Below are 11,970 nucleotides of genomic sequence, written 5' to 3'. Positions count from 1 at the left end.
ACGACGGCGGCCGGCTCGAGCGCCAGCTCCGCCAGCAGCTCCTCGTCCTCGTGGGCCTCACCCGTGCGCACCGTCCCGACGACGAGGACCGGCACCGCCTCCAGCCGTCGCACGAGGTAGGCCAGCGCCCGCAGCGAGGCGCTGTCGCACCACTGGACGTCGTCGATCGCCAGCATCACCGGCCCGTCGGCCGTGAGGTTGACGGCGACGCAGTACAGCCCGTGCAGGGCGGCGAAGGACCCGTCGGGCGACTCCCTCCCATGGGATCGAAGACGCCGCGCGCGCTGGCGGCGGCGCCGGCCAGCAGCTCGTCCCGGCGCCCCGGGTCGGTGAGCTGCGGCTCGAACAGCTGCCGCACCACCCCGAAGCCGAAGGTCTTCTCCAGCTGGCTGCCGCGGGCCGTGAGCACTCGCACCGAGCGCTCCGCCGCGAGCCGCCGCGCCTCGGTGAGGAGCCGCGTCTTGCCGATGCCCGCCGGGCCCTCGATCAGGAGCAGCCGTGGGTCTCCGGACGTGAGGTCTGCCAGTGCAGCGCGGACGGCGGCCAGTTCTCGCTCCCGGTCCAGCAGATCCTCGGGGACGTGCTGGGGAGCCGCCGCTCGGACCTCCGCGGCGCGCGAGCGCTGCAGCGGCACGCCGAGTTCCGGCGCATGGGCCAGCACCTGGCGCTCCAGCTCCCGCAACGGGGGCCAGGATCGACACCGAGCTCGTCGGCCAGCGTCGTCCGTGCCCGGCGGAGGGCACCGAGGGCGTCGGCCTGCCGGTTCGCCCGGTAGAGGGCGAGCGCGAGCAGCCGCCACCGCTCCTCGCGCAGCGGTTCCTCCGCGACCATGGCCTCCAGGTCGGGGACGAGCAGTGCTGCCTCGCCCAGCTCCAGGCGCACCGCCATCAGCCGTTCTCGGGCCACCGTGCGGAGCTCGGCCAGGCGGGCGATCTCCGCCTCGGCCCACGGCTCGTCCGTCCACTCCGCCAGCGGAGGGCCGCGCCACAGTGCGAGCGCCTCGCCGACGAGCTGCACGGTCGCGGCGGCGGGCGCCGTTCCCGACCGGTCGAGCAGCCGCTCGAAGCGCCACACGTCGACGGCGTCCTCGGGCAGCCGTACCGCGTACCCGCGCCCCGCACTGACGATGATCGACGTGCGCGCCCGGGCCGCACTCCCCGGCTGCAGCCGCCGACGCAGGTGTGACACGTAGGCCTGCAGTGCGCCCGCGGCGTCGGCCGGCGGCCGGTCACCCCACACCGCCTCGGTCAGTCGCTCGACGGGCACGACTTCGCCGCGGGCGAGGATCAGGACGACGAGGACGGCGCGCTGGCGAGGTCCTCCGAGGTCGAGAGGGGTTCCCCGGAGGTGGCCGTGCACGCACCCAGCAGGCTGATCCGCAGCTGCCCGGTGCCGTCCACAGCGCCTCCCTCGCAGGAAAGCTAGACGAGGAAGCACGCCCCGTGGAGCGGTTGGGCCGCCGTCGGGATCAGTGGACGAGCTTGAGCCCGACGACGCAGCCGATGAGCCCGACGATCAGCAGCACCTTCACCAGTGACACCGGTTCGGTGCCGGTCACCATCGCGTAGACGACGGTGAGCGAGGCCCCGATGCCGACCCAGACGGCGTAGGACGTGCCCACCGGCAGCTCCCGCATCGCGTAGGCCAGGCCGGCCATGCTCAGCACGAGAGCGATCCCGAACACGATCGACGGGGCGAGGCGGCTGAACCCCTCCGAGCGACCCAGGGCCGTGGCCCACACCGCCTCGAGCACCCCGGACACGACGAGCACCAACCACGACACGACGGACCTCCACCGGCACCGTCTTGTCGCCCACCGGGTACGGCACCCCTCGTCCGGGAGCCGGATCGGCGGCTCCCGGCTAGCTTCCCACGGCGTGCTCGGCCGGCCTGCTCTCGCGCAGCAGGACCAGCGCGGCGAGCGCCGCCAGACCCGCCGCGATCGCGGCCCCGGCGAACACGGTGTGCAGCTGGGTGAGGACAGCCGCATCGGTGGCCGCGTCGTAGACGGCGCAGTCCGCGGGCGTCTCCGGGCAGAGCTCGAAGGGCGTGCCGATGGCGTCCACCTCGGCGGTGAACCGGCGCAGCGCCACGGCGGTGAGCAGCGACAACCCGGCCAGCATGCCCACCGTGCGGGCGACGACGGCCAGCGCGCTGGCGCTGCCGTGCATCTCGGCCCGCGTCACCGCGAGCAGCACGGCGTTGACGGGGGCGATGGCCAGCCCGAACCCGAGGCCGGCCGCGACCAGGACGACGGTCGATGCGACGCCGTCCAGGGAACGCGCGTCCCAGGAGGTCATGACCACGAAGGCGACCGTGGTCAGCGCCATCCCGCCGGCGGCGACGAGACGCGGGGGCACGGTGCGGCACAGCAGGCCGCCGGCGACCGCGCCGACCGGGACGGCGATCAGCAACCGGAGCAGCACGAGCGCCGCGCCGAGCTGGTCCCCCGGCGTCGTCGTGGCACGCGCGAAGAGCGGGATGTCGACCAGCGCCGCGACCAGGGCGGCACCCACCAGGAGGTTGACCAGCAGCGCCCCCACGCGCCGACCGGCCGCAGCGCCTGCAGCGGCAGCACCGGCTCCTCGGTCCGGCGCTCGTGCCAGACGAAGGCCACCGCGGCCGCCAGCGCCACCGGGAGGAGGAGCGGGCCGTGCGCCACGATCTCGGTCGCCGGATCCGCCGCCGCGAACGCCCACACGAGGCTTCCCAGCGCGACGACGGCCAGCGTCGACCCGACCACGTCGACCTCACCGGCCAGCCGCCGCAGCCCCCGCAACGGGATCACCGCGCCTCTCGGTGCCAGCAGGCTGCGTGCCACCAGGGCCGCCCCCGAGGCCAGGCCGACCAGCACGAGCGGGGTGGTCCACTCCAGGGCGCCGGCGACGGGCACGTAGAGCAGGCCGAGCGTCACGTCCTCCGCCAGCGCAGCGGAGCGGCCAGCTGGAGACCGAGGGCGAGCGCGGTGAGCGCCGCGAGCCCCAGCCCGAGCGGGTCGGGGCGGCGCACCCCGCCGGTGACCGCGGCGCCGACCGCGAGGGCCAGCCCGAGCAGCAGGTTCAGCCAGAAGATGGCCCGCCAGTCCGCGAACGCGAGCACCGCCGCCCCGGCCAGCGGTCCGAGCACCGCGCCTGCCTCCTGGACGGCACCGACGACGCCGAGCGGCAGCGCACGGCGCTCCGGCGGCCAGCGGTCGGCGACGAGCGCGAGGGTCGCCGGCACCAGGCCGCCGGCCCCGATGCCCTGCAGTCCGCGACCGATCACGGCCGGACCCAGGGTGTCGGCGGTGGCGGTGAGCAGCGAGCCCAGCGCGAACAGCAGCAGGCAGCCGACCAGCACCGGAACACGGCCGCGGAGGTCGGCCAGGCGCCCGAGCAGCGGCAGCGTGGCGGTGTACCCGAGCAGGAAGCCGCCCACGATGGGGTGGCCCGCTGCAGCTCGTCCAGCCCGACGCCGACCCCGGTGAGGATGTCGGGCAGCGCGAGGACGACGACGTAGGTGTCGGCCGCGGTGACCAGGACGGCCAGCGTGGCGAGGACGACGAGCGGGAGGCCGGGTGCCGGTCTGCCGGCGCCGACCCCTGCTCAGCCGGTGGCCGGTGCGGTGATCTCGACATCGGCCCCGAAGTCGCTCAGCTCGAGGATGTAGGTCGCGTCGTCCTCCGCCGTGAAGAACGGCCCGGTCAGCTGCGCCCGCCGCAGCTCGCCGCTGTCGACGGCGATCGAGAAGCGGGCATCGACCGGCCGGCTCGGGTCCTCGCTGGTGAGGAGCTGCTCCACGAGCTCGCCGGGCAGCTCCGCCGTCACCTCGCGGACCACCTCGCCGTCCACCCGGCGCTCCTCCCCAGCTCGGCCGACTCCGCCGACGACAGGAGCTGGGAGATCCCGGTGTCGGCGTCGATGAGCTCGCCCGGGTCGCCGAACCCGAACTGCGCCGGGTCGACCTCGCTGAAGCCGGACGTGAAGGGCAGCTGGGCGTAGACCGTGCCGTCGACCGAGACCACGGCGAGGTCCAGCGTGGAGCCCATGGCCAGGACCTGGAGGGTGCCCTCGAAGGCGGCCGGCCGGGCGATGTCGCCCTCGCCCCCGACCAGCGCGGTCCCGGTCTCTGGCGCACCCTCGCTGGTCAGGACGAAGTGCGCGCTGTCGGCCTCGTCGAGGGTCTGCTTGGCCTGCGCCAGCAGGTCGGCGGCCGACTCGGTGTCGCCGGCGTCGTCGCCGCCGCAGCCGGACAACGCCGGGACGGCGAGCAGCGCGAGGGCGAGCAGCGGTGCCGCCGTGCGGCGCATGGAGACCTCCCGTGGGCCGGGAAAGGAACCCGGCGTATCGCGGCGGACAGTAGCGCGCCGCCGTGCCGCTCAGGCGCTGGCCGTGGTCCGCGCGTCGATGCGGGTCCGGAACCTCGGTTGGTCCTTCAGCGGCAGGTGGTGCACCGCCGGGGCGAGCTCGGCGACGCGGGCCTTCTGGGTCGTGAAGATGCGGAACGCCCGGCCGGTCGTGACGCCGTGGTCGGGGCGGTGGACGACGTCGATACCGTCCCCCTCGCCGAGCTCGCCGGTCTCCAGGACCCGGAGGTAGGCGCCGGTCGCGCCGTGGGCGGTGAAGCGCCTGACCAGCTGCGGCTCGTCCCAGAACCGGGCGAAGTTGGCGCAGGGGATGCGTGGTGCGGTGACCTCGAACAGCGCCGTCCCGATCCGCCACCGCTCACCGAGCAGGGCCCCGGTGAGGTCCAGGCCGCTGGTCCGGAGGTTCTCGCCGAAGCGCCCCGGCGGCAGCTGGCGGCCGAGCTCGGCGATCCAGAAGTCGGCGTCCTCCTGGGCGTAGGCGTAGACCGCCTGCCCCTCCCCGCCGTGGTACTTGCGGTTGACCTGCACGTCGCCGTCCAGACCGAGCCCGTGGACGGCGATCCGGCCGGCAACCGGCCGCTTGTCGATGCCGGTCCGGACCGGCTTGCGGCCCGGAACCGAGGGCAGGTCGGTGCCCGAGACGCAGACCGCGTCGACCCGCGCGGGCACGCCCTCTCCTCGCTCACGCTCGTCGAGCGCGTGCCCGCCAGGTGCTCTGTCCCTCGGTGAGTTCGCGAGCTCGCTCACTTCTTGGACGCGGTGGACTCGTTCGTGGAGAGCGCGGCGACGAACGCCTCCTGGGGAACCTCGACGCGGCCGACCATCTTCATCCGCTTCTTGCCCTCTTTCTGCTTCTCCAGCAGCTTCCGCTTGCGGGTGATGTCACCGCCGTAGCACTTGGCGAGGACGTCCTTGCGGATGGCGCGCACGGTCTCGCGCGCGATGACCCGGGAGCCGACGGCGGCCTGGATGGGCACCTCGAACTGCTGCCGCGGGATGAGCTCGCGCAGCTTGCCGGCCATCATCACGCCGTAGCTGTAGGCCTTGTCCTTGTGCACGATCGCGCTGAAGGCGTCGACGGCCTCGCCCTGGAGCAGGATGTCGACCTTGACCAGCTTCGACTCCTGCTCGCCGCCCTCGGAGTAGTCCAGCGAGGCGTATCCGCGGGTGCGCGACTTCAGCGCGTCGAAGAAGTCGAAGATGATCTCCCCAGCGGCAGCACGTAGCGCAGCTCCACGCGGGACTCGCTCAGGTAGTCCATCCCGCCCAGCTGGCCGCGGCGGCCTGGCAGAGCTCCATGATCGCGCCGGTGTAGTCGCTCGGCGCGATGATCGTGGCGTTGACGATCGGCTCGTAGATCGCCGAGATCTTGCCCGCCGGCCAGTCACTGGGGTTGGTCACCGTGATCTCGGTGCCGTCCTCCATGACCACCCGGTAGACCACGTTGGGCGCGGTGGAGATGAGGCTGATGCCCGCCTCGCGCTCCAGCCGCTCGCGGACGATCTCCAGGTGCAGCAGGCCGAGGAAGCCCACCCGGAAGCCGAAGCCCAGCGCCGCCGACGTCTCGGGCTCGTAGGTCAGCGCGGCGTCGTTGAGCAGCAGCTTGTCCAGCGCCTCGCGCAGCAGCGGGTACTCGCTGCCGTCGATGGGATAGAGGCCGGAGTAGACCATCGGCTTGGGGTCGCGGTAGCCGCCGATCGACTCGGCGGCCGGCTTGTGCTGCAGCGTCACGGTGTCGCCGACGCGGGACTGGCGCACGTCCTTCACACCGGTGATGAAGTAGCCGACCTCGCCGACGCCCAGGCTCTCGACCGGCTTTGGCTCCGGCGAGATGACCCCGATCTCCAGCAGCTCGTGGGTCGCGCCGGTCGACATCATCTTGATCTTGTCGCGGGAGGAGATCCGGCCGTCGACGACGCGGACGTAGGTGATGACGCCGCGGTAGATGTCGTAGACGGAGTCGAAGATCATCGCCCGGGCCGGGTCCTGCGCCTCGCCGGTGGGCGCGGGGATCTCCTCGACGATGCGGTCCAGCAGCTCGGGCACGCCGACGCCGGTCTTGCCGCTGACGCGCATGACGTCGTCGGGCTCGCAGCCGATGATGTGCGCGATCTCCTCCGCGTACCGCTCGGGCTGCGCCGCCGGCAGGTCGATCTTGTTGAGCACCGGGATGATCGTGAGGTCGTTCTCCAGCGCCAGGTAGAGGTTGGCCAGCGTCTGGGCCTCGATGCCCTGCGCGGCGTCGACGAGGAGGACGGCGCCCTCGCAGGCGGCCAGCGACCGGGACACCTCGTAGGTGAAGTCCACGTGCCCGGGGGTGTCGATCATGTCGAGGACGTACTCGGTGCCGGTGTGCGCGCCCGAGCGCGGTGTCCAGGGCAGGCGCACGTTCTGCGCCTTGATGGTGATGCCGCGCTCGCGCTCGATGTCCATCCGGTCGAGGTACTGGGCGCGCATGTGGCGCCCTCGACGAGTCCGGTGACCTCGAGCATCCGGTCGGCCAGCGTCGACTTTCCGTGGTCGATGTGGGCGATGATGCAGAAGTTCCGGATGAGGGCCGGATCGGTGGTGGCAGGAGTCGTCACAGTGCGGCCATCGTCCCACGGCCCCGGGCCGGTCCGGGCGAGTGCCGGGAATCCGGTGCGCCGTGCGGTCCTGGAGGCCCGACTCGGGCTGTGCCGAGCGTCGCCGGACCGCGGGTTGGGGTCCGGCGACCGACGCTGGTAATCTTGCAGGCCGGTCCTGTGGCGCATGCCGCCCGGACGCACGAACGACTGTCAGAAGTACTCCCTCCTGTCGAGACACCGAGGCTCACGCGTGGCGAACATCAAGTCCCAGCTCAAGCGGATCAAGACCAACGAGAAGGCGCGTCAGCGCAACGTTGCCGTCAAGTCCGCCCTGAAGACGGCCGTCCGGCGCGTCCACAAGGCCGCTGACGCCGGCGACGCCGCGGCTGCGGCCACCGCCTTCCAGGTCGCCGCCAAGCAGCTCGACAAGGCCGCCAGCAAGGGCGTCATCCACAAGAACCAGGCGGCCAACCGCAAGTCGGGTCTGGCCAAGCAGGTCGCCGGCCTCTGAGCCGGTGGGCCGCGCTCCGGCGCGGACCGAACGAGCCCCTCCCCTGCGGGACGGGGCTCGTCGCTTTCCCGTGCGGTCAGCGGCCGGGGTAGGCGGCCCGGCCGCCCCTGCCGGTCTCCGCGCGGATGGTGACGATGCGGCGGACGGCCCGTTCGAGGGCGTAGTCGGCGCTCGCGGCGGCACCCTTGACGTCCGCGTTGAGCTCCGCGGCCACACCGATGGCCTGCTGGAGCCCGTCGATGCTCCACCCCCGCGACTGGGCCTGCGCCTTCTTCACCTTCCAGGGCGGCATCTTCAGGGTGCGGGCCAGCTCCCCGGGTTGGTCGAGCTGAGTGAGGCGACGCGGGCGGCGGTGCGCACGCCGTCGGCGATGGCGTCGGCGATGAGGACGTGCGGCACCCCGCGTTCCAGGGCCCACCGCAGCATCTCGATCGAGCCGGCCCGGTCGCCGACCAGCACCCGTTCGGCCACGGTGAAGCCGGTGACCTCTGCCTGGCCGCGATGGAAGCGCGCGACGGCGTCGCCGTCGATCGTCCCCCGAAGTCCGACACCAGCTGGCTCGCGGCCGCCGACAGCTGCCGCAGGTCGTTGCCGATCGCGTCGACGAGCGCGGTCACCGCGTCGGCCGTGATGCGACCACCGAACTGCCGCACCTCGTTGCGGGCGAACCCGGCCAGGTCACCGGGTGACTTCAGCTTCGGGCACTCGTCGAGCGCCGCACCGGCCGCCGTGAAGGCCTTGACCAGGGCCTCGTTGCGTTTGCCGCCGAAGTGGACGATCACCAGGGTCAGCTCGGGATCGGGGTCCTTGGCGTAGCCGATCAGCGCATCCGACAGCGCACCGGCGGCCTCCTGGACCCCGAGCACCACGACGAGCCGGTGCTCGCCGAACAGCGAGGGTGCGAGGACGTCGGCCAGCTGCCCGATCGGCAGCCCCGCGGCCGGGAGCTCGTGCACCTCCGCGTCGGGGTGGCGGCCGAGCACGGCGGTGCGGACGGCGCCGACGGCCCGCGCCCGCAGTAGCTCTTCCTCGCCCATCACGACGCGCAGCCGGGAGGTGGGTTCCACAGGTCGAGCCGCCACCTCTGCATCGTGTCACGGCGGACCGACGCTCCCGTGCGGACGGCACGTCCCTCGCGGTCGGGCCGTCGATCGCTGCCGCTCCCGCTGGCTGGCCCCGGGTCGCGATCCCCCACCCGCTGCCCGACCCCACCACCGCGAGGTCGCCCTGCCGGTCGGTGCGGTGCACCCGCATGCCCGCCCTGGCCAGCCAGGTGAGCAGCCGCTCGGTGGGGTGGCCGTAGGTGTTGTCGGCGCCGACGGAGATGAGCGCGACGCGGGCGCCGCTGGCGGTGAGGAACTCCGGATCGGCGTCACCGCTCCCGTGGTGGGGCACCTTCAGGACGTCAGCGCGCAGGTCGGTCCCGGCCGAGACCAGGTGCGCCTCCTCCTCCGCACCGAGATCGCCGGTGAAGAGGATCGCGACACCGCCGGCCGTCGCGCGGACGACGAGGGACATGTCGTTCGCCTCGGCCGCTGCGCTCACCCGCTCGGGAGCCGGCGCCAGGACCTCCACCGTCACACCGCCCACCGTGCGCCGGTCCCCCGGCACGAGGACCATTCGTTCGCCCCCGGCCCGCCGCACCTGGTCCTCGAAGCCGCGCACCCGGTCGTCGGCGGGCGAGATCGTCCCCGTCGCGACGACTCCGACGTCCCTGCCACCCAGCGCGCCCGCCAGTCCGCCCACGTGATCGGCGTCCAGGTGCGAGACGAGCACCAGCGGCAGCGTGTCGATCCCGAGCCGGTCCAGGCAGCGGTCCACCGGGCCCACCTCGGGACCGGCGTCGACGAGCACCCCGGCACCCGATCCGGTGGGCAGCACGAAGGCGTCCCCTGTCCCACGTCGCAGGCGACGACCAGGGCGTCGGACGGCGGCCACCCCCGTACCACCTGGCGTACCGGCCAGCCGAGGACGAGCAGACCGACGAGACCGGCGAGAGCGAGGGGACGGAGCCGTCGGAAGCGCCACAGCGCCCAGCCGGCGGCCACGAGGAGGACTGTCAGCAGCACGGCACCGGTCGTCCCGGCCGGCCATCCCGTCGCGCCGTCCGGCACACCGGCCGCGCGCTCGGCCACGAGGACCAGCCACCGGGTCGGCCAGCCGGCCAGCCAGACCAGCAGGTCGGCGACCCAGGGCAGCGGAACCCCCACAGTCGCGGCGAGCAGCCCGAGGACGGTGGCCGGCGGGACCGCCGGCGCGGCGAGCAGGTTGGCCGGCAGCGAGACGAGGCTGACCGTCCCCGACAGCCCGGCGACGATCGGCGCAGTGACCAGGCCCGCGGCCGCGCTCACGGCCACCGCGTCGGCCAGCAGGGCCCAGCAGCCGCGCTCGCGGAGCCGCCGGGACCATCCGGGCGCCAGCAGGACGATGCCCGCGGTGGCCGCGACGGAGAGCGCGAACCCCGCATCCCTCGCCAGCCCGGGATCGAGCAGGAGGAGCACGCAGACCGCTGCGCTCAGTGCCGGGACGGCCGCACGGGAGCGGCCCGACGCCAGGGCCAGCAGGGTCACCGCACCCATGGCAGCCGCGCGGACGACGCTCGGATCCGGCCGGGCCAGAACGACGAACCCGACGAGAGCGAGGGCCGCGACGGCGGCCTGCACCCGGCGGTCCACCGCCCGACGACGGAGCGGCCGCAGCACACCGGCCAGCACGATGGCGACGTTCGCCCCCGTCAACGTCAGTTAGACGTATGGCACAAGATCCGCCCGGGGGCCCCACGCATAACAGCAGGCCAGATGGCAATTCCGGGCCTCGCTGACGTCGAGCGATGTCGCCGTGGGAGCGTTCGCTTCGTGCTCGTAGCCGCCTTCGTCCTGTCCTGCATCTCCCTCGCCGTGGCGATCGCGGGCTTCCTCCTTGCTGTGCGCACGTTCCGGCGCGCCGGGGTGCGGGTACGCGTGAGCGTCAGCAAGGGAAAAGCCATCAGTAAGTGGGACGGCACCTTCGCCCCGCTCGCCAAGATACTGAGCCTGACGGTCACCAACACCGGTCTGGCGAAGGTCGAGGTGAGCAACCCGCACTGGAAGGTGCGCGGTCAGAAGGACGTCTTCATCCCGAGCAACACCGTCGGAGCCAAGACCATCGAGGGGTACCACTCTGACCACTGGGAGTACCCGGCCACCATAGCGGCGCAGATGGGTGTCACGAAGGAACGCTCCGTCCGGGCGCAGGCCGGGATCTGCTTGCCCGACGGCCGCAAGGTCTACAGCAAGACTGTGAAACTGGGTCCCGAGGACCTCGAACGCAGCCTGTAGACGCACGTCGTTCGCGTCACCGCAGCGGCACAGCTACGCCTGGGCGGCATCATTCGGCTGCACGTAGCCCGGAGGGATGCCCGTCTCGCGCGAGCTGGCGACGGCGTACGTCAGCTCGCTGATCAGATCTGTGGCCTCGGACAGCGCCCGCTCGACCGCGATCAGCTCATCGAGCGACTGCGCAGGCTCCACGCTGGTCTCCCGACTAGGGACCCGCTGCCACACGTTGGAGTCCACGGATTCGCGATCCCACTGTTCCAAGTAGGCGGCCTGGTCATCCGGCGCGACCCGAAGCCACTCGGACACCGGACGCATGGCCTCGCGTCCGCGTAGCAGCCAGTCCTGGTGGACGATCTCGTTGCGTCGTCTCCGTGCCGCGTAGGCCAGCTTCGCAGCGGCCAGCACCCGGTCCTGTAGCGGCCCGGTCAGCCGCGCCTTCGCCAGCTTCCGCACCTGCCGGTCCTGTTCCCCGCCGCCCTTCCGACGCGTCTCCTCGAACGGGGTGCTGCGGTCGAGGTGATGCCAGAGGAGTCCCATCTGTAGGTCGAGTCGAGATCCCGAGATGGTGACGCGACCGACTTCTTGCAGAACGTCCGGGCCGGGGTACATGCCACCGACCTCATCACAGGCTGACGACCCCAGGCGGACGGCCTACCGCTGCCGGAAGGAACCGACGGCGGGCGCGTCAACGGGTCTGAGAAGGTCCGGGACATGAGCGACCTGACGGACGCAGGTCTCGCACTCTGCGACTGACCGCTGCCGGTCACGGCCGACCACGCGGACGTTCAGCGGCTGCCGGCTCGGGGCACCGCTCGGGTCCTTGGCCGAACACGGACCGAGGGGATGGATGCCATGAAGGGCGACGAGGCCCGGGTGGTGACCGCGTTCTGCGACTACCTCAAGGCTGGGCCGTCGAGACCGGGGTCAAGTGGGTGGACGTCGTAGCCCAGCGGGACGGGCAGACGATGTACGCGGAAGTGAAGGGGCGAGCCGGGCCGGACACCGGGACGGTCCTGGACATCCTGTACGGACAGCTATTGCGCCGCATGGAGACTGAGGACGCGCCCGAAGTCCGCTACGCCGTGGTCGTGCCGGACGAAGCAGTGACCAAGGCGCAACGCGTCCCCGCATGGGTGCGTGGCCGACTGCGCATCGACCTGTACGCCGTCGATGCCGAGGGGCGGGTCTCGCCCGTCCACTAGACCTACTCCGCCGCCGCCCGGCACGACC

Annotated in this window: 17 protein-coding genes, 3 pseudogenes and 1 riboswitch; of the genes and pseudogenes, 4 read left to right on the top strand and 16 right to left on the bottom strand. The window is 72.7% G+C overall.

Features of this window, described 5'->3' with window-relative positions:
• Positions 1 to 175: 175 nt before the first annotated feature.
• The 11 genes and pseudogenes from U6N30_RS08045 to lepA all read right to left on the bottom strand — a co-directional run bounded on the left by U6N30_RS08045 (position 176) and on the right by lepA (position 6,837).
• Positions 176 to 526 carry an ATP-binding protein gene (locus U6N30_RS08045; RefSeq protein WP_324278206.1) on the bottom strand — a complete coding sequence of 117 codons (351 nt, stop codon included), beginning with the start codon at positions 524 to 526 and terminating at the stop codon, positions 176 to 178.
• Positions 487 to 1,266, bottom strand: coding sequence for an AfsR/SARP family transcriptional regulator (locus tag U6N30_RS08040; protein ID WP_324276853.1), 780 nt, complete (start codon positions 1,264 to 1,266; stop codon positions 487 to 489). Before U6N30_RS08040 ends, U6N30_RS08045 begins: the two co-directional genes overlap by 40 nt.
• 202 nt (positions 1,267 to 1,468) lie before the next feature.
• Entirely contained in the window at positions 1,469 to 1,783 is a 315-nt protein-coding gene (locus U6N30_RS08035) for a DMT family transporter (protein ID WP_324276852.1), read from the bottom strand.
• 12 nt (positions 1,784 to 1,795) lie between these two features.
• Positions 1,796 to 1,858, bottom strand: a riboswitch (guanidine-III (ykkC-III) riboswitch).
• Between the two features lie 4 nt (positions 1,859 to 1,862).
• Positions 1,863 to 2,516 (bottom strand): MFS transporter, encoded by a 654-nt coding sequence (locus U6N30_RS08030; protein WP_324276851.1) that lies wholly within the window; start codon positions 2,514 to 2,516, stop codon positions 1,863 to 1,865.
• Positions 2,408 to 2,914, bottom strand: coding sequence for a hypothetical protein (locus U6N30_RS08025; protein ID WP_324276850.1), 507 nt, complete (start codon positions 2,912 to 2,914; stop codon positions 2,408 to 2,410). Before U6N30_RS08025 ends, U6N30_RS08030 begins: the two co-directional genes overlap by 109 nt.
• Entirely contained in the window at positions 2,911 to 3,417 is a 507-nt protein-coding gene (locus U6N30_RS08020) for an MFS transporter (RefSeq protein ID WP_324276849.1), read from the bottom strand. Before U6N30_RS08020 ends, U6N30_RS08025 begins: the two co-directional genes overlap by 4 nt.
• A gap of 167 nt (positions 3,418 to 3,584) precedes the next feature.
• Positions 3,585 to 3,830 (bottom strand): LolA-like protein, encoded by a 246-nt coding sequence (locus U6N30_RS08015; protein WP_324276848.1) that lies wholly within the window; start codon positions 3,828 to 3,830, stop codon positions 3,585 to 3,587.
• Positions 3,803 to 4,288: an LppX_LprAFG lipoprotein gene (locus U6N30_RS08010; RefSeq protein ID WP_324276847.1), complete on the bottom strand. Its 486-nt coding sequence runs from the start codon at positions 4,286 to 4,288 to the stop codon at positions 3,803 to 3,805. The genes U6N30_RS08015 and U6N30_RS08010 overlap by 28 nt, the downstream gene beginning before the upstream one ends.
• A 69-nt stretch (positions 4,289 to 4,357) precedes the next feature.
• Positions 4,358 to 5,014 (bottom strand): MOSC domain-containing protein, encoded by a 657-nt coding sequence (locus U6N30_RS08005; protein WP_324276846.1) that lies wholly within the window; start codon positions 5,012 to 5,014, stop codon positions 4,358 to 4,360.
• A 74-nt stretch (positions 5,015 to 5,088) separates the two neighbouring features.
• The gene (locus U6N30_RS35345; protein WP_479690614.1) at positions 5,089 to 5,442 is read right to left on the bottom strand and encodes a hypothetical protein; all 354 of its coding nucleotides are present in this window, start codon (positions 5,440 to 5,442) and stop codon (positions 5,089 to 5,091) included.
• A gap of 151 nt (positions 5,443 to 5,593) precedes the next feature.
• Positions 5,594 to 6,837 (bottom strand): annotated as a pseudogene (gene lepA, locus U6N30_RS08000) (translation elongation factor 4).
• Positions 6,838 to 7,162: 325 nt separating this feature from the next.
• Here lepA and rpsT point away from each other — a divergent pair.
• Positions 7,163 to 7,423 (top strand): 30S ribosomal protein S20, encoded by a 261-nt coding sequence (rpsT, locus tag U6N30_RS07995; protein WP_324276845.1) that lies wholly within the window; start codon positions 7,163 to 7,165, stop codon positions 7,421 to 7,423.
• Positions 7,424 to 7,499: 76 nt separating this feature from the next.
• Here rpsT and U6N30_RS07990 read toward each other — a convergent pair whose 3' ends face one another.
• Positions 7,500 to 7,715 (bottom strand): hypothetical protein, encoded by a 216-nt coding sequence (locus U6N30_RS07990; protein ID WP_324276844.1) that lies wholly within the window; start codon positions 7,713 to 7,715, stop codon positions 7,500 to 7,502.
• Between the two features lie 2 nt (positions 7,716 to 7,717).
• Positions 7,718 to 7,894, bottom strand: a complete 177-nt coding sequence (locus U6N30_RS07985; protein ID WP_324276843.1) for a hypothetical protein — start codon at positions 7,892 to 7,894, stop codon at positions 7,718 to 7,720.
• Between the two features lie 407 nt (positions 7,895 to 8,301).
• Between U6N30_RS07985 and U6N30_RS07980 the strand changes: the two genes are divergently transcribed.
• Positions 8,302 to 8,445 carry a hypothetical protein gene (locus U6N30_RS07980; RefSeq protein ID WP_324278664.1) on the top strand — a complete coding sequence of 48 codons (144 nt, stop codon included), beginning with the start codon at positions 8,302 to 8,304 and terminating at the stop codon, positions 8,443 to 8,445.
• A gap of 415 nt (positions 8,446 to 8,860) precedes the next feature.
• On the opposite strand, the pseudogene U6N30_RS07975 reads toward U6N30_RS07980, so the two are convergent.
• Together U6N30_RS07975 and U6N30_RS07970 are read right to left on the bottom strand one after the other, a co-directional pair.
• Positions 8,861 to 9,517, bottom strand: a pseudogene (locus tag U6N30_RS07975) (ComEC/Rec2 family competence protein); the annotation flags it as partial.
• Positions 9,505 to 10,125 (bottom strand): annotated as a pseudogene (locus U6N30_RS07970) (ComEC/Rec2 family competence protein); the annotation flags it as partial. The pseudogenes U6N30_RS07975 and U6N30_RS07970, both read right to left, overlap by 13 nt.
• Before the next feature lie 153 nt (positions 10,126 to 10,278).
• Between U6N30_RS07970 and U6N30_RS07965 the strand changes: the two are divergent.
• Positions 10,279 to 10,740 (top strand): hypothetical protein, encoded by a 462-nt coding sequence (locus tag U6N30_RS07965; protein WP_324276842.1) that lies wholly within the window; start codon positions 10,279 to 10,281, stop codon positions 10,738 to 10,740.
• 33 nt (positions 10,741 to 10,773) lie between these two features.
• Here U6N30_RS07965 and U6N30_RS07960 read toward each other — a convergent pair whose 3' ends face one another.
• Positions 10,774 to 11,349, bottom strand: coding sequence for a hypothetical protein (locus U6N30_RS07960; protein ID WP_324276841.1), 576 nt, complete (start codon positions 11,347 to 11,349; stop codon positions 10,774 to 10,776).
• Positions 11,350 to 11,672: 323 nt separating this feature from the next.
• Between U6N30_RS07960 and U6N30_RS07955 the strand changes: the two genes are divergently transcribed.
• Entirely contained in the window at positions 11,673 to 11,942 is a 270-nt protein-coding gene (locus U6N30_RS07955) for a hypothetical protein (protein ID WP_324276840.1), read from the top strand.
• Positions 11,943 to 11,970: the final 28 nt, after the last annotated feature.

It is taken from the genome of Blastococcus brunescens (genome assembly GCF_035320885.1).
Lineage (GTDB): Bacteria > Actinomycetota > Actinomycetes > Mycobacteriales > Geodermatophilaceae > Blastococcus_B > Blastococcus_B brunescens.
This window is presented reverse-complemented; position numbering and strand designations above follow the sequence as displayed.